This is a genomic window from Bradyrhizobium macuxiense, from assembly GCF_001542415.1.
Lineage (GTDB): Bacteria > Pseudomonadota > Alphaproteobacteria > Rhizobiales > Xanthobacteraceae > Bradyrhizobium > Bradyrhizobium macuxiense.
The window spans coordinates 18,718-34,790 of sequence record NZ_LNCU01000013.1 but is presented as its reverse complement, the minus strand read 5'-3'; the positions used below and the strand labels follow the sequence as shown (position 1 = coordinate 34,790).

The window sequence follows — 16,073 nt, the reverse complement described above, 5'->3', positions numbered from 1 at the left end:
ACGCCGGGTCTGCTATCGAGTCCCGATGAACGGATGTTCGGCGAGATGAACACGGACCGGCCGATCGGGATTGCGGGTGCGGGGAGCATCGGCTGCTTCGTCGGCGGCATGCTGGCGGCGTCCGGTCGCCGCGTCGCATTGCTGGCGCGGCCGCGGGTGATCCAGGAGATTGCCACGAGCGGTTTGCGGGTCACCAATTTCGACGGCTCCGAGCGGACCGTTCCTACGGACCGCCTCACGCTGTCGGACGATCCGTCGATCTTTAGCGATGCGCAAATGGTGCTGGTGACGGTGAAGAGCGCCGACACCGGCGAGATGGCCGACCTGGTCGCGCGGCATGCGCCGTCTGATGCCATCGTGGTCAGCTTGCAGAACGGGGTCGGCAATGTGCCGCTGCTGCGCGAGCGGCTGCCGGGCCGGAGCGTGCTCGGCGGCATGGTGCCGTTCAATGTGGTCGCGCTCGGCGATGGCCGCTTCCATCGCTCGACCTCGGGCGACATCGTGATCGCCAGGGACGCCGCCGGCACTTCTGCCCTTTCGGTGCCGGGCCTTGCCGTCCGCGCGACCGACGACATCGACGGCGTGCAATGGGGCAAGCTGATCGTCAATCTCAACAATGCGCTGAATGCGCTCTCCAACATTCCGCTGCGACAGCAGCTCGCACAACGCAATTGGCGCCGGCTGCTCGCCGATCAGATGGCGGAGGGAATGGTCGCGGTCCGTGCCGAGGGCATCGCGCCGGTGTCGCCGACACCGCTGCCTTCGAGCTGGATGCCGCCGTTGCTGCGGCTGCCGGACGGATTGTTCGAGATGCTGCTCGGCCGCACCATGAAGATCGATCCCGAGGCACGCTCATCGATGTGGGAGGATCTGCAGCGCGGCCGCCGCACCGAGATCGACTATCTGCAGGGCGTGATCACCGCGATCGCCGACCGCCGCGGGCTGGATGCGCCGCTGTCGCGCCGCGTCATTCAACTGATCCATCAGGCGGAGGCCGACGGCAAGGGCTCGCCCGGATTGACGCCGGAGCAGATCCGCGCGGCGTAGTGCCATGAAAGGGCGACGATTCGCACAGCATCGTCGTCGCAACGTCGAAGGGGGACATCATGAAAAGAAGCTGCGCGGTGCTTGTCGCGCTGATGGCAGTGGCTGCCGGCTCTGCCCACGCCGCGCCGCCGACCGTGATCCCGTCGCCGGGCTATGACGCGCGGCTGCAGGAGCAACGTGCCGCGGCAACAGCGTCAAGCGAGCGTTCCGCGCCTGCCGCCAAACCGACCGCACCGCGGCACCGCAAGCGTGGTCACCCGCACTGATCCCTTCCACCTTTTCCCGCCATTCTTGAAGAGAGACGATCTCAGATGAAATTGCTTGTTCTCGCGTTCGGCTTCGTTCTCGGCCTGACTGCGGCCGCCAGCGCCGCCGATTACGCCGGCGCCATCAGCGCCTACCGGCATGCCCACGGCATGACAGCGGTGAAGCTCGACGCGAAGCTGAACGCGATGGCGCTCAGGCAGGCGCAGGCGATGTCGACGACCGGCTCGGTGAGCCACTCCGCGCGCGGCAGCTTCTTCATCCGCATCGCGCCGCTGAAGAAGCAGCGCGCCGCCGAGAATATCGGCGCCGGCTTCATCGCCTTCGTCGAGATGCTGAGGCAGTGGGAGAACTCGGCCGGTCATCGCGAGAATCTGCTGATGCCCGGCGCAAAGCGCGTCGGTGTCGCCTTCGTCGACAATGCGAAGTCGCCGTACCGCAGGTTCTGGGCGATGGTGATTACGGATTGATACGAAGACGTCAGCTTCGCTTCGCCAGCTTGGTCGGCTGCGTCAGAGACGATGGCGGCGTGAACAGCTTCTTCAGGTCGTTGAGTCCTTCGGACAGCCGCGGCCAGTCGCAGGAGAACGTGCCCTTGACGCAGCTGCCCCGTGTCCGCGCGCGGATCTCGCCGGGGGCGGCAGCGCGAGACTTGATCGGGCTTGCGACCGGAACGGGCACCTTCGTGGGCTCTCTGCGCAGCGTGGCCGGCCTGATTTGCTGCTGCTGTTGCATCTGCTGCTTCTGCTCCTGCTCCTGGAGCTTTTCCTGTTGCTGAAGCTGCTTGGCGTTGAGCGCCGCGACGATGTCCGAGCGGCGCTGCTTCTCGAGATAGACGGTATATTCCTGGTCGATCTTCTTCTGCTCTGCAGGCGTCGGGTTGGGGCCCGCGATATCGAAGCTGCGGTCCTGCATGAAGTCGTAATAGGTGTAGCCGCCGCCGGGCTTGCGGCGTCCGGCAAATTTGGAGTTGCAGTCGGCGAGTTGCGCGGTCTTGTCTTGCTTGGTCTTCGCCTTCTCGGCGATATCAGCGCAATCCTCGAAATCTCTCGGCCCGCTGTGCCACCATTGGGCATGCGCGACCGCAGGCGCCAGCTCGAAGCAGGCGGCCAGCGCGGCGATGGCAAAGGCCGATGAACGACTCGAAATCACGGACAAGATCCCCGCACAAATCAGCGGTCACGATTTGCGCCAATTTTTGCCATTTTGGGGCAACTTGTCACGTCGCTTGTAGACAGATTCCGGTTCCCATCGATGTGTGACGGATGGGACACAACGATCAAAATTAACGTGCATTCTCAACATCAAGGACGAGTTCCCTTGTGTGAGCCCGTCATGCCGCCTTCATAGTGACGAGGAACCTGGAAATCGCTGCGGAAGGAGGCGGCTCGGCGCTCACTTCACCCGGTGCAGCAGCGCGACGAGCTCGGCCTGCCGGTGCGTGCCGGTCTTCTGGAAGATCGACTTGAGCTGGTTGCGTGCGGTAGCGACCGCGACACCGGCTTCCTGAGCGGCATCCTCGACCGAATCGCCGCGCGCGAGCCGCGCCGCGAGGCGCGCCTGCGCCGGTGTCAGCTCGAAGGTCGCGGCCAGCAGGGTCTGATCGAACGCGATGCTGCCCTCGAGGTCGCGGATCAGGAGGATCGCGCGCGCGCCGAGGAACGGCGAGCGCGCCGCCGGAGGAACGAGCTGCATCTGGATCACGATCGGCCGCTTGTCGATCCGGCGCACCACGATCGGCGATGACGGTATCGTCAGTAGATCCGAGGTGTGGTCGAGTTGATCGATCAGCCGGGTCAGCTCGGCATTGGCCTGCCGGTCGCGGAGCAGCAGGCGATTGTTGCGGATCGCGAAGTCTTCGCCGAGGCAGGCGTTCGCCTGCTGGTTCATGCCGATGATCGCGCCGAAACGGCCGACAGCGATTGCCGCGACCTGGATCAGGTCGAGCGCGCTGGTGATGCCGGTGACCGCCGAGCGGCCGACGACGGTCGACAGCGTCGCGGCTTCCGTGAGCCGCGTCGAGAGCCGTGAGAGCGCCTTGACCTCGTCGGCTTCGAACATGCCTTCCTTCGGCGAGCGCTGGATCGTCAGCGCCCAAAGCGCCGGCCCCGCCCGGAAGCCGACGCCGGCAAACCATTTCAGGCCGAAGTCGCCGAGCGTGGCGTAGAGCGGATCGCGCAGCATCTCGCTCTCGGAATCGAACAGGTCGGCATCGGTGATGACATCGACGCCGGCCAGCATCAGCGGCACGCCACGCGCCGCGCGGATATCGGTGACGTGAAGGTTGCTGGGAAAGTAGGTCTTGGTGAAGTACTCGCTGATCGAGTCCGTGCGCGGGATGTCCTCGGTGCGGATGTCGCTTTGAAGCATCGCGGCGCCGGTCGCGCCGACGGCAGAGCAGACCTCGTCCATGAAGGACGGCCAGCCCGCGGGATCGAGAACCACGTCGCCGAGGCGTGTAGTCACGTCGTCAAGCTTGCGCAGGTCGACCAAGGCTTCCCTCCGACCGATGCCAAAACCCTTCGCCTCGCCAGACGAAACGCATTTACGCACGGTACCGTGATTAAGAGGGCAGGTGCCGCCCAACATGCAAGTGAAATCGGCGCAATGGCGCGGCTGCGCTGCGCAGCGTCCGGCAATTCCGCCGCAGCGTGATCGACATCACTCCGATCCGGTCCGATCCATGGGGCCAGCTCGTCGACGACTGACGTTCCGGCTCAGCGATCAGGCAGCACCTGTCCGGCTGCAGGCACGGGATCGGGAATGGTATCGGTGACGATGTTTCCGTTCCTGAACGCGGCAGCGCGCACGGCTGTCTCCTACACCGAATGCAGATGGTTGCCGGGCCTCTGGCCGCCGAGCGCCACCCGGCAGAAGCCGGCGGCGATTGCGACGACGTCCGCGACCGGCTGCGGATATTGCTTCGACACCCAGCGCAGCGCGATCGCGATGACGGCGCCGACCATGCCGGCCGAGAGCAGTGCCGCGGATGATGTCTTGTCGCTCTGCTTCGGATCGCCCGCCGGCAGCGCCAGGATGTCGCTGAAGGTGCGCAGGGCCTCATGCTTGACGAGATCGACCGCCGGACTGATGCCGGAGATCTCGAGCAGGAACACCCGCGCGGGCTTCGGATGCTCCTTGAGCCGCGTGAAATAGAGCGTCAGCGCCGCGCGCAACCTCGCCTCGGCATCGCTGCCTGCCGCGGCAGCCGCCGCGGCCATGTCCTGATGCAAATGGCCGACGACATGGGTGTAGGCTGCGATCAGCAGCGCCTCGCTGTTGGCGAAGGATTCATAGAAATAGCGCTCGGTGAGTTCGGCGGCCTCGCAGATCGCCTTCACGGTCGCGCCGCGATAACCGACCTCGCCATAGACCTCGACCGCGGCATTGATCAGTTTGAGCCGCCGCTCAGTGCGGCGTTCCTCGGCGTCCATGCCGCCATACAGGCGGACTTTCCGGCTGATTCCCATGAAAGGGTATTGACATGACGCATTGTCAGATGTCAAGTTATCTGACAAGACGTGTTGTCAAATCATGCGGCCAGGAAACGCCATGAGGCCGAGGGAGAGTCAGGGCATGTCCGCTCATTTCGATGTGTTGATCGTGGGCGCAGGGCTGTCGGGCATCGGCGCCGGCTATCATCTGCAGACCAACTGCCCGGACCGCAGCTACGCCATCCTCGAGGGGCGCGATTGCATCGGCGGCACCTGGGACCTGTTTCGTTATCCCGGCATCCGCTCGGACTCCGACATGTATACGCTCGGCTATTCGTTCCGGCCGTGGACCGAACCGAAGGCGATCGCCGACGGCGCCTCGATCCTGAACTATGTGCGCGAGACCGCGCGCGCCTACGGCATCGACAGGAAGATCCGCTTCAACCACCGCGTCATCAGTGCCGACTGGTCGTCGGCGGATTCGCAATGGACGGTCGAGGTCGAGCGGGGCCCGGAGAAGACGATCGAGCGCTTCACCTGCAATTTTCTGTTCATGTGCAGCGGCTACTACAAATACGAGCACGGCTACACGCCCGACTTTCCCGGCATCGCCGACTTCGCTGGCCGCGTCGTCCATCCGCAGAAATGGACCGACGACATCGACTATGCCGGCAAGAAGGTCGTGGTGATCGGCAGCGGCGCCACCGCGGTGACGCTGGTGCCCGAGATGGCGAAGACAGCGTCGCATGTGACGATGCTGCAACGCTCGCCGACCTACGTCGTGGCGCGCCCGGACAAGGATAAGGTCGCCGACTGGCTGCGGGCATGGCTGCCGGCGAAGCTCGCCTACGGCATCATCCGCTGGAAGAACGTGCTGCTCGGCATGTATTTCTACCGGCTGTGCAAGCGCGATCCCGACCGGGTGAAGAAGCTGATCCTCGGCGGCGTGCGCCATGCGCTCGGTCCCGACTACGACGTCGCCACCCATTTCACGCCGCGCTACAATCCGTGGGATCAGCGACTCTGCCTGGTGCCGAACGGCGATCTCTTCCAGTCGATCCGGAGCGGCGCGTCGTCGGTCGTCACCGACCAGATCGAGACCTTCACGCCGAAGGGGATCAAGCTGAAATCCGGCAATGTGCTCGACGCCGACGTTGTGGTGACGGCAACCGGGCTCGATCTGCAGGTGCTCGGCGGGCTCCAGATCAATGTCGACGGTAACAGTGTCGATCTCTCGAAGACCATGAACTACAAGGGGCTGATGTATAGCGGCGTGCCCAACCTCGCCGCGGCGTTCGGCTACACCAATGCGTCCTGGACGCTCAAATGCGACCTGACCTGCGAATATGTCTGCCGCATGCTCAACTACATGAAGGCCAACGGCTACGCGCAAGTGACGCCGCGCCGGAACGATCCGACCGTCGCCGAGCTGCCGTGGGTGGATTTCTCCTCCGGCTACATCCAGCGCGCCGCCGCCAGGTTCCCGAAGCAGGGTTCGCGCAAGCCGTGGCGGCTCTACCAGAACTACGCGCTCGATATCGTCAGCCTGCGATTCGGCTCGATCAGGGACGAGGCGATCGAGTATCTGCCGGCCCGTCGGACTGCGACCGCGGCCGGGTCGTCATCGAAGCCGGCCGGACAGGCAGCGTAGGAACCGAATCTCGGACAGCGCACGCTGTGTGTGGCTGAAATACCCTGGACATCATGCACGCCGGACGTCCGCGCAGGCTGGCGATCAGGCGGCGGCTCTGCTATGGGATGGCCACGCCCGCGCGCACGCTGCGGGCTCGCGGTCCCGTAGCTCAGCCGGATAGAGCGACGGTTTCCTAAACCGTAGGTCGGAAGTTCGAGTCTTCCCGGGATCGCCAGCACCACTTGGGCCGTAACGGCTCTTGCTACGCGCGCAATTGCCGGGCGTTTCGCGTCAACGCCAGCCGAGCGCGGGCGCGACGTGTTTCAGGATGGCTTCGATGACATGTGCGTTGTAGGCGACGCCCAGCTGGTTCGGGACTGTCAGCAGCACGGTGTCGGCCTCGGCGATGGCGTCGTCCTGTCTTAGCTGTTCGATCAGGACGTCCGGTTCCGCGGCGTAGCTGCGGCCGAAAATGGCCCGGGTGCGCGGGTCGATGAAGCCGATCTGGTCCTCGTTCTCGCGTGCGTTGCCGAAATAGGCGCGATCGCGATCATCGACCAGCGCGAAGACGCTGCGGCTGACCGAGACGCGCGGCTCGCGGGTGTGGCCGGCCTCCTTCCAGGCGGCGCGATAGGCACGGATCTGCGCGGCCTGCTGCACATGGAAGGCTTCGCCGGTCTCGTCGTTCTTCAACGTCGAGCTCTGCAGGTTCATCCCGAGCTTGGCCGCCCAGACCGCCGTCGCGTTCGAGCCGGCACCCCACCAGATGCGCTCGCGCAAGGCTGCGGAATGCGGTTCGAGGCGCAGCAGCCCGGGCGGATTTGGAAACATCGGCTGCGGATTGGGCTCGGCGAAGCCTTCGCCGCGCAGCATGTTGAGGAATATCTCCGCATGACGACGGCCCATGTCGGCATCGGTCTCGCCTTCGGCCGGCTGATAGCCGAAATATTTCCAGCCATCGATCACCTGCTCGGGAGAGCCTCGGCTGATGCCGAGCTGCAGCCGGCCGCCGGCGATGAGATCGGCCGCGCCGGCGTCCTCCAGCATGTACAGCGGGTTCTCGTAGCGCATGTCGATGACCGCGGTGCCGATTTCAATGCGGCTGGTCCTGGCGCCGACGGCCGCCAGCAGCGGAAAGGGCGAGGCAAGCTGGCGTGCGAAATGGTGGACCCGAAAATACGCCCCGTCCGCGCCCGATTGCTCGGCGGCGACGGCAAGCTCGATGGATTGCAGCAGCGTATCCGCGGCCGAGCGGGTCTGCGATTGCGGAGAGGGCGTCCAGTGCCCGAACGAAAGGAATCCGATCTTTTTCATCCGGGCAATCTATCAACGTCCGCGCCGGTTTGCGATTGCTGATGCGCTTCGACGACGGAGAGCCGTGCGTAACATTCGAGTGAATCCGCCGATCGCTATCGTCTGGGCGAAGTGGCTCGAGCTCTGACCAGCTTCGTCTCCAAAGCCTTCGCGTGCGCGGGTGAGGGTCGCCGCGTCGACCAATCGCTCCGAATCAAGTCTGCGTCGTGACCTTGCAGACCTGTCGGCGATACTCGGCCGGCGTGACATTCATGTGCTGCCGGAAGACGCGATTGAGATGGCTCTGATCAGCGAAGCCGCTGAGCAGCGCGATCTCCTTCAGCGCCGCGCGATCCTTGCGCAGATGATGGCAGGCATGCTCCACCTTGCGCCGAAGGACATAGGCATGGGGTCGCATGCCGTAATGAATGCGGAACTTGCGGGCAAACTGCACCGGTGTGCAATTGCAGATGTTCGCGAGCTCTTCCAGCGTGATATTCCTGAAGATGTTCTGCTCGATATAGTCTTCGATCATCCGCGCGTGGGCCGGCCGGAAGCGGCCTTGGGCGCAAGGTGTCTTGAACTCGATCGCCGCGTACCTCCTCAGGATGTGCACGCTCGCCTGCAGCGCGAGTGCATCGTAGCAGAGGCGCCCGCCCGGACCGCCTGCCGCGATCTCCTGCACCATCTGATCGTTGATCCACGTCAGGATGGGATCTTCGGCCCCGAGCAGATCGTGCAGCTCGATGGATTCGGCATCGCGATCGAACGCCTCGCTTGCCGTTTTCGTCATGAGCGCGGGCGCAATGTAGAAGTGGCTGACCTCGATGTCGTTCTTCCATCGCCAGCTCGACGGCTCGGCGCGAGTCAGGAGGGACGTGACCCCACGGCCAACCTTATTTTGTTTCCACGCGCCGGCCACGCAACGGTTCATCGAGGTCGTGCCTTCGCGATAAATCACGAGCAGGAAGTTTTCCGAGGGAGGGACCCAGATATCGGATGGCGCGTAGCGGAAAATCCGCAGCCGGAAATCGTTCCGGCCGACCGATGAGCTATCCAGCTTCAACTCGCCGGGAGCGTAGCGTGGCAACTCCTCGACCGTGATCAATTGGCCCATCGCGCGTGCCTCCTCCCTTGGACATCCGTGGGTGCGATTGTTCGCTTTTCTCCTGGTCGGACGGTGGCACGTAGAATAGGCCGCTTTCGTCGTTTGCCAAGCCGGCCACCGGTTCACGACGCCGGCCGGATGGCCCCGTTCAAGAGATTGTCGGTTTCATCCAAGTCCCGCAGACCGGAGTCCCTCTAGCCTCCTGTGCGTCTCGGCGGAGTCCGAGACCCAATTTGACGCAACGCACCAACATCCGGCGGCATGGCGGATGACAAGGGGCGTGCGAGACCCGACACAGGAGGAAGCCATGGGAGAGACCGCCGCACGGTCCAACGGAAGCAATGGTACGCATGCAACGGACAGGCGCGACGCCGTTGTCGTCGGCGCTGGAGTCGCCGGTCTCTACCAACTGTTCCGCCTGCGCGAGCTGGGGCTGAACGTGAAGGCGATCGATGCCGCGTCGGGCGTCGGTGGCACCTGGTACTGGAACCGCTATCCCGGCGCGCGCTTCGATTCCGAAGGTCACACCTATCAGTACCTGTTCTCCGAGAGCCTCTACAAGGATTGGAGCTGGAGCGAGCGATTCCCCGGCCAGCCGGAAATCGAGCGCTGGCTGAATTACGTCGCCGATCGTCTCGATCTGAAAAAGGACATCCAGTTCGGGACCACGGTCAAAAGCGCGCACTTCGACGAGGCGGCGCAACGCTGGCTGGTGACGACGGACCAAGGCGACGTCATCGACACCCAGTTCCTGGTCACCTGCTGCGGCATGCTCTCGGCCCCGCATGTCTCTTTCCCGGGCCAGGAGACGTTCAAGGGCGAGCTGTTCCACACCGCGCGCTGGCCCAAGACGCCGGTCGAACTTGCCGGCAAGCGCGTCGGTGTGGTCGGCAACGGCGCGACCGGGATCCAGGTGATCCAGTCGATCGCCGGCGACGTCGGCCATCTCAAGGTTTTCATTCGCACGCCACAATACATCATCCCGATGAAGAACCCGAAATGGGCTGCGTCGGACGCCGAGGCCTACAAATCCAAGTTCAAGTTTCTCACCGAGCGGTTGCCGAAGACATTTACCGGATTCGAGTTCGATTTCGAGCACACCTGGGCCGACCTCACGCCGAAGCAGCGCCGCCAGGTGGTCGAGGACTGCTGGAACGACGGCTCACTGAAATTATGGGTGTCGTCCTTCGCCGAGCTGTTTTTCGATGAATCCGTCAACGCCGAGATCACCGAGTTCGTGCGCGCGAAGATGCGCGAGCGGATCAAGGACCCCGAGCTGTGCGAACAGCTCATTCCGTCCGGTTACGGCTTTGGCACGCACCGCGTGCCGCTGGAGAGCAACTTTCTCGAGGCGTTCCACCGGCCCAATGTCCGGATCGTCAGCGTCAAGGACAATCCGATCGCACGTATCACGCCGGACGGCATCCAGACCGCCGACGGCACCGTGCACGAACTCGACATCATCATCCTGGCGACGGGGTTCGACGCCGGCACCGGCGCATTGACGCGGATCGACATTCGCGGTCGCGATGGGCGATCGCTGAAGGAAGATTGGGGCAGGGACATCCGCACCACGATGGGCTTGCAGGTCCATGGTTATCCCAATCTGTTCATGACCGCCGTGCCGCTCGCGCCTTCGGCCGCACTCTGCAACATGACGACCTGCCTGCAGCAGCAGGTCGAGTGGATCGCCGATTGCATCAAGTATATGCGCGGCAAGAACCTGAATGTCATCGAGCCGACAAGGGATACCGAGGATCAGTGGGTGGCGCATCACGATGAGACTGCCAATGCAACGCTGATCGCGAAGACCAACTCCTGGTACCTGGGATCGAATGTCGAGGGCAAGCCGCGACGCGTTCTGTCCTACACCGGCGGCGTCGGCACATATCGCCAGAAATGCGACGAGGTTGCTGCGAGCGGCTATCGCGGCTTCGCCGTGCAGTAGCGCCGATCGCGACACGGCGCTGGCTCTCACGCAGGTGGCCGGCGCCGTTCACGTCCATGTTGATCACATCATCATCGAACTGGGAGGAAGACAATGAGCACGAATTTCAGTGCTGCAGCAGATGCAATTCTCGACGGTGTCGTGACGTCAAGTCCGCGTGTCCCCGGCGTGGTGGCAATGGTGACGGATCGTCATCGCAACATCTACGAGGGCGCCGCGGGCAAGCGCCGTCTCGATCAGCCGGCTGACATGACCGCCGACAGCGTGTTCGCCATCTTCTCGACCACCAAGGCGATCACCGGGACGGCGGCGCTGCAACTCGTTGAGGAGGGCAAGCTCGATCTCGATGCGCCGGCCAAGGCCTATGTGCCCGACATCGGCAAGCTGCAGGTGATCGAGGGGTTCGACGACAAGGGCGAGCCACGGTTTCGCGCACCCAAGCGCGACATCACGGTGCGCATGCTGATGGTCCACTCCGCGGGCCTGGGCTACGATTTCATCAATCACACCTATAACCGCCTTGCACAGGAGAAGGGGCAGCCGAGCGTCATCACGGCGTCGAAGGCCTCGTTGATGACCCCGCTGCTGTTCGATCCGGGCGAGCGGTGGGAGTATGGCACCAACATGGATTGGTGCGGCCAGATCGTCGAGGCGATCACCGGAAAGCGGCTCGGCGAGGTGTTCAAGACGCGGATCTTCGAGCCGCTCGGCATCAAGGACATGACGTTCGAACTCACCGACGCACTGCGCGGAAGGCTCGCCGGGATCCACGCGCGCAACGCCGACGGGTCGCTGACGGCGATGGACTTCGAGCTGCCGGCCAACCCCGAGATCCACATGGGCGGCCACGGGCTGTACGGCCCCATTGGGGATTACATGCGCTTCATCCGCATGTGGCTGAACGACGGTGTCGGCGAGCATGGCCGCGTGCTGAAGGCCGAGACCGTGCGGATGGCGGAGAAGAATCATCTTGGAAAGAACAAGGTCACGGCGATCACCGGCGTGATCACGGCGCTCGCCAACGATGCCGAGTTCTTCCCGGGGCAGTCAAAATCCTGGGCGTTGAGCTTCATGATCAACGAGGAACAGGCACCGACCGGCCGGCCCGCCGGCGCGCTGGGCTGGGCCGGTCTTGCCAACCTGTTCTACTGGATCGACCGGCAGAACGGCTTTGGCGGATTCTGGGCCACCCAGATCCTTCCGTTCGGCGACCCCACGTCCTTCATCGGCTACATGAACTTTGAGACGACGTTCTATGATGCGCTGAAACAGCGCAAGGCCGGCTAGAGCGGCCTGTGTTGCACTCCGGCGCCGGAGGGACCGGCCCTCGATTGAATTGAGGGCCGGTCAGCCGAGCGCCACCGCGTCCGGAAGCGGAACGTCAACGCCGGCTCGCAACTTAGTCGTCAGCCTGCCTTGACCTTCGTCCCCAAAGCCTTCGCATGCACGGGCGAGGAACGCCGCGCCCCAGGGCCGGGATGCACATGCACGCCCTTTGCCGATAGCGGCTCACCGCATTCCGAGCAGACCATCACCGGGTCGAACATGTGCCCGCAGGCCTTGTGTTGATGCAGCATCGGCCGTCCGCGCGAGTCGACCATGTGGATGTTGCCCCAATGCACGATCGACATGATAATCGGATAGAGGTCGAGGCCCTTCTGCGTCAGGATGTATTCGTAGCGCTTCGGCGCTTCCTGATAGGGAATCTTGCGCAGCACGCCGAACCGCACCAGCTTCTTCAGCCGGTCGGCGAGCAGATGGCGGGTGATCCCGAGTGACGCCTGGAAGTCATCAAACCTGCGGATGCGCAAGAAACATTCGCGCAGGATCAACAGGCTCCAGCGATCGCCGATGACGGCCACCGTGCGGGCCAGCGAGCACGGCTCCTCCTCGAGGGCATCCCATTTCATCAGCGTCTCCAGCGTCTGCGACGACAGCGCAAATAAAATTCTAAAACAGAACTAACGTCATTTCAATGGGATGTCTTCCAAGCTGCCATTGGATGATAAATATCATATTGACAGTTCTAAAATAGAACTTATGGTTTGACCACGATCAACCCGGCGGCCGCGCAATGGCTGCCCGTCGAAGGGAAGGGCGTTTCATGGCTGCTCCGCTCAAGGTCGAATTTCATTTCGATTTCGGGAGTCCCAACGCCTATCTCGCCGAGCTCGCGCTGCCGGAGATCGAGACGCGCACCGGCGTCAAATTCGACTACATCCCCGTGCTGCTCGGCGGCGTCTACAAGGCCACCGGCAACATGTCGCCGGGTGAGTCCCTGCGCGGGATCAAGAACAAGCCCGAATACAACGCGCTCGAAACCGAACGCTTCCTGCGGCGCTACAACATCACGAAGTTCAAGCCGAACCCGTTCTTCCCGGTGAATACGCTGGCGCTGATGCGCGGCGCAGTCGCCGCGCAGTTCGACGGCGTGTTCGAGCCCTATTTCCGCGCCGCCTATCTTCACATGTGGGTCGAGCCCAAGAAGATGGACGATCCGCGGGTGTTCCGTGATGCGTTCCTGTCCTCCGGCCTCGACATCGACCGTCTCACGGCCCGTGCGCAGCAGGACGACGTCAAGAAGAAGCTGATCGAGAACACGAGCAACGCCGTGGCTCGCGGCTCGTTCGGATCGCCGACCTTCTATGTCGGTGACGAGATCTTCTTCGGCAAGGACAAGCTGCGCGAGGTCGAGGAAGAGATCGCGGCGCAGCTCGCCGCCGGGCGGCGCAAGACCGCCTGATCGGAGACGACGACACGCCCCAAACACTATTCGAAGGGCTATCGCAGGGAGGTTTCGGTGCTGGCGACGACGCAGGTGGTGGAAGGAAGTATTGAAGGCTTGCCGAACCGCATCCACGAGGTGATGGATCGGCATGTTGTGGCGACGCCGGATCATCCGGCGTTGATCGACGATCGCACCAGGCTGACTTACCGCGAACTGGATCAGGCTGTGGGCGGCGTGGTGGAAGCGCTGCGCGGCCTCGGCATCCGTCCCGGCGATCGCATGATGATCGTCAGCGAGAATTCGATTCCGCTCGCCTGCCTGCTGCTGGCCGCAAGCCGGCTTGACGTCTGGTCCATCGTGGTCAATCCGCGGCTGTCGCCGCGCGAGCTTGATCAGATCCGGGAGCACAGCGGTGCCCGCCGCGTGATGCTGACTGCTGGTGTCTCGCAGGAAGCGGCCACGCATGCCGCGCGTTACGAGGCAACCGTGCAGGATGTCGGCGCGCTCCGCGGCATCGGCGTCACCGGCCTCAATCTCGCGACGCTGCCCGAGCCGGTCGAAGCCGATGGCGCAGAGCAGGTTGCGGTCCTGATCTATACGTCGGGCACGACAGGCACGCCGAAGGGCGTGATGCTGACCCATCGCAATCTGCTGTTCAGCGCCAGGGGCACGGCGGTCTGGCGCAAGATGACGGTCGACGACGTGCAGTATTGCGTGCTGCCGATCTCCCACATCGTCGGCATCTCGCTGCTCGCCATGACCTTGATGGTCGGCGCGACCGTGCGTCTGGTCGCCAAATACGATCCGGCCGCACTGGTGAAGGCAATGGCGGAGGAGGGCATCACCATCCTCAACGGCGTGCCCGCAACCTATCAGCGTCTGCTCGAATACCGGCGTAACGCCGGCCTGGCGAAGCTTGACCGCGGCAGGCTTCGCGCGATCTCGGTCGCCGGTGCGCCGCTCGACCTCGAGCTCAAATCGCGGGTCGAGCAGGAGCTCGGCCTGCCACTGCTCAACGGCTACGGTATCACCGAATGCTCGCCGGGCATTTCGGGCGTTCGGCCCGACACGCCGCGGGACGACCACACAGTCGGCTCGATCCTGCCGGGCGTTGAAGCAAGGCTGGTTGGCCACGACGGCAAGTCTGTCGCCGCCGGCGAAGTCGGCGAGCTCCACGTCCGCGGTCCGAACGTGATGCGCGGCTACTACCGCGCTCCTGACCTGACCGCCAAGGTGATCGATCCCGACGGGTGGTTCAACACCGGCGATCTCGCCCGCTTCGAGAATGACGCCATGTACATCGTCGGCCGCACCAAGGAGATGATCATCCGCTCCGGCTTCAACGTTTATCCCGCCGAGATCGAGGCCGTGCTGAGCACGCACGACGCCGTGGTGCAGTGCGCCGTGGTCGGACGGCCGGTTGAGGGCAATGAGGAGGTCGTCGCCTTCGTGCAGCTGATCAAGGGCTCGACGGTCACCGCGCAGGACCTGATGGCCCACGTCGCCCCGCAACTCACCTCGTACAAGCGGCCGTCCGAGATTATCCTGATGGACGCGCTGCCCGCGACGTCGACGGGCAAGCTCTTGAAGCACAAACTGGCGGAGTCGCTGCGCAGCTGAGGCTGGCGCGCCGTCCTCGAACCAGCTCACTCGAACAAAGGCCGAAGCACACCATGCAAAAGAGAAACAGGACCGTGGCCGTCATCGGCGCCGGCGACTTCATCGGCGGCGAGATCGCCAAGAAATTCGCGTCCGAAGGCTTTACGATCTTTGCCGGCCGCCGCAACGGCGACAAGCTTGCGCCGCTGGTCAAGGACATCGAGGCCGCCGGCGGCGAGATCCACGCCCGCTCGCTCGATGCGCGCAAGGAGGAGGAGATCATTTCCTTCCTCAACGATGCCGACAAGCACGCGCCGCTTGAGGTCTGCATCTTCAATATCGGCGCCAACGTCAACTTCCCGATCCTGGAGACCACCGAGCGCGTGTTCCGCAAGGTCTGGGAGATGGCCTGCTATTCCGGCTTCCTCGCCGGTCGCGAGGCGACGCGGCTGATGCTGCCGCGCGGCGGCGGCAACATCTTCTTCACGGGCGCCACGGCGTCCCTGCGCGGCGGCAGTGGTTATGCGGCCTTTGCCAGCGCCAAATTCGGCCTGCGTGCGGTGGCGCAAGCGATGGCGCGTGAGCTCGGGCCGAAGAATATCCATGTCGCGCATCTCATCATCGACTCCGGCGTCGATACCGAATGGGTGCGGCAGCGCCGCATCGAGGCGCTCGGCCCCAATGCGCTTGACAATCCCGACCTGCTGATGCCGCCGGCCTCGGTCGCCGGCGCCTATTGGCAGCTCTACCAGCAGCCGAAGAGCGCCTGGACCTTCGAGCTGGAAATCCGCCCCTTCGGCGAGAAGTGGTAGGGAGCAAGTCCGATGGAGCTCGCGCTATCTCCTGAAGATGCAGCGTTTCGCGACGAGGTTCGCGCCTTCATCAAGGACAATTATCCGGCGGAGATGCGCGTCCCCAATCCGGAGACCGACCTTTCCAAGGAGCAGATGCTGCTGTGGCATCGCATCCTGCACAAGAAGGGCTGGATCGCGCCGCTCTGGCCCAAGGAATATGGCGGG

General features: G+C 63.9%; 16 protein-coding genes and 1 tRNA gene. 11 read left to right on the top strand and 6 right to left on the bottom strand.

What is annotated here, in order from left to right:
• Positions 1 to 45 precede the first annotated feature (45 nt).
• The 3 genes from AS156_RS02910 to AS156_RS02900 are packed head-to-tail and all read left to right on the top strand — an operon-like array spanning position 46 to position 1,781.
• Positions 46 to 1,047: a 2-dehydropantoate 2-reductase gene (locus AS156_RS02910; RefSeq protein WP_066499826.1), complete on the top strand. Its 1,002-nt coding sequence runs from the start codon at positions 46 to 48 to the stop codon at positions 1,045 to 1,047.
• 59 nt (positions 1,048 to 1,106) lie between these two features.
• Positions 1,107 to 1,313 carry a hypothetical protein gene (locus AS156_RS02905; RefSeq protein ID WP_066499742.1) on the top strand — a complete coding sequence of 69 codons (207 nt, stop codon included), beginning with the start codon at positions 1,107 to 1,109 and terminating at the stop codon, positions 1,311 to 1,313.
• A gap of 45 nt (positions 1,314 to 1,358) precedes the next feature.
• Complete coding sequence (locus tag AS156_RS02900; RefSeq protein WP_066499733.1) at positions 1,359 to 1,781, top strand: CAP domain-containing protein; 423 nt, start codon at positions 1,359 to 1,361, stop codon at positions 1,779 to 1,781.
• 10 nt (positions 1,782 to 1,791) lie between these two features.
• Here the strand turns inward: AS156_RS02900 and AS156_RS02895 are convergent, their stop codons facing one another.
• From AS156_RS02895 to AS156_RS02885, 3 genes are all read right to left on the bottom strand, one after another.
• Positions 1,792 to 2,472 carry a hypothetical protein gene (locus AS156_RS02895; protein ID WP_066499731.1) on the bottom strand — a complete coding sequence of 227 codons (681 nt, stop codon included), beginning with the start codon at positions 2,470 to 2,472 and terminating at the stop codon, positions 1,792 to 1,794.
• A 234-nt stretch (positions 2,473 to 2,706) separates the two neighbouring features.
• Complete coding sequence (locus AS156_RS02890; RefSeq protein ID WP_066499728.1) at positions 2,707 to 3,804, bottom strand: helix-turn-helix transcriptional regulator; 1,098 nt, start codon at positions 3,802 to 3,804, stop codon at positions 2,707 to 2,709.
• Positions 3,805 to 4,130: 326 nt separating this feature from the next.
• On the bottom strand, positions 4,131 to 4,781 hold the full coding sequence (locus tag AS156_RS02885) for a TetR/AcrR family transcriptional regulator (RefSeq protein WP_066499726.1): 651 nt from the start codon (positions 4,779 to 4,781) through the stop codon (positions 4,131 to 4,133).
• A 106-nt stretch (positions 4,782 to 4,887) separates the two neighbouring features.
• Between AS156_RS02885 and AS156_RS02880 the strand changes: the two genes are divergently transcribed.
• Complete coding sequence (locus AS156_RS02880) at positions 4,888 to 6,396, top strand: flavin-containing monooxygenase (RefSeq protein WP_066499724.1); 1,509 nt, start codon at positions 4,888 to 4,890, stop codon at positions 6,394 to 6,396.
• 140 nt (positions 6,397 to 6,536) lie between these two features.
• Positions 6,537 to 6,613, top strand: a tRNA-Arg gene (locus AS156_RS02875).
• Positions 6,614 to 6,669: 56 nt separating this feature from the next.
• Here the strand turns inward: AS156_RS02875 and AS156_RS02870 are convergent.
• Complete coding sequence (locus AS156_RS02870) at positions 6,670 to 7,692, bottom strand: LLM class flavin-dependent oxidoreductase (RefSeq protein ID WP_066499722.1); 1,023 nt, start codon at positions 7,690 to 7,692, stop codon at positions 6,670 to 6,672.
• A 193-nt stretch (positions 7,693 to 7,885) separates the two neighbouring features.
• Positions 7,886 to 8,788, bottom strand: coding sequence for a helix-turn-helix domain-containing protein (locus tag AS156_RS02865; protein ID WP_066499718.1), 903 nt, complete (start codon positions 8,786 to 8,788; stop codon positions 7,886 to 7,888).
• A 298-nt stretch (positions 8,789 to 9,086) separates the two neighbouring features.
• On the opposite strand from AS156_RS02865, the gene AS156_RS02860 reads away from it, so the two are divergent.
• Together AS156_RS02860 and acmB are read left to right on the top strand one after the other, a co-directional pair.
• Positions 9,087 to 10,727: a flavin-containing monooxygenase gene (locus AS156_RS02860; protein WP_066499716.1), complete on the top strand. Its 1,641-nt coding sequence runs from the start codon at positions 9,087 to 9,089 to the stop codon at positions 10,725 to 10,727.
• Between the two features lie 93 nt (positions 10,728 to 10,820).
• The gene (acmB, locus tag AS156_RS02855) at positions 10,821 to 12,014 is read left to right on the top strand and encodes a methyl acetate hydrolase AcmB (RefSeq protein WP_066499713.1); all 1,194 of its coding nucleotides are present in this window, start codon (positions 10,821 to 10,823) and stop codon (positions 12,012 to 12,014) included.
• A gap of 119 nt (positions 12,015 to 12,133) precedes the next feature.
• Here acmB and AS156_RS02850 read toward each other — a convergent pair whose 3' ends face one another.
• Positions 12,134 to 12,637, bottom strand: coding sequence for a winged helix-turn-helix transcriptional regulator (locus tag AS156_RS02850; protein WP_066499710.1), 504 nt, complete (start codon positions 12,635 to 12,637; stop codon positions 12,134 to 12,136).
• Between the two features lie 194 nt (positions 12,638 to 12,831).
• Here AS156_RS02850 and AS156_RS02845 point away from each other — a divergent pair, with 194 nt between their 5' ends.
• From AS156_RS02845 to AS156_RS43850, 4 genes are all read left to right on the top strand, one after another.
• The gene (locus AS156_RS02845) at positions 12,832 to 13,470 is read left to right on the top strand and encodes a 2-hydroxychromene-2-carboxylate isomerase (protein WP_066499705.1); all 639 of its coding nucleotides are present in this window, start codon (positions 12,832 to 12,834) and stop codon (positions 13,468 to 13,470) included.
• A 57-nt stretch (positions 13,471 to 13,527) separates the two neighbouring features.
• The gene (locus AS156_RS02840) at positions 13,528 to 15,075 is read left to right on the top strand and encodes a class I adenylate-forming enzyme family protein (RefSeq protein ID WP_066499703.1); all 1,548 of its coding nucleotides are present in this window, start codon (positions 13,528 to 13,530) and stop codon (positions 15,073 to 15,075) included.
• A 53-nt stretch (positions 15,076 to 15,128) separates the two neighbouring features.
• On the top strand, positions 15,129 to 15,866 hold the full coding sequence (locus AS156_RS02835) for an SDR family oxidoreductase (protein WP_066499700.1): 738 nt from the start codon (positions 15,129 to 15,131) through the stop codon (positions 15,864 to 15,866).
• 12 nt (positions 15,867 to 15,878) lie between these two features.
• Positions 15,879 to 16,073: acyl-CoA dehydrogenase family protein (locus AS156_RS43850; RefSeq protein WP_245312524.1), on the top strand; the 195-nt coding region annotated here is incomplete at its 3' end.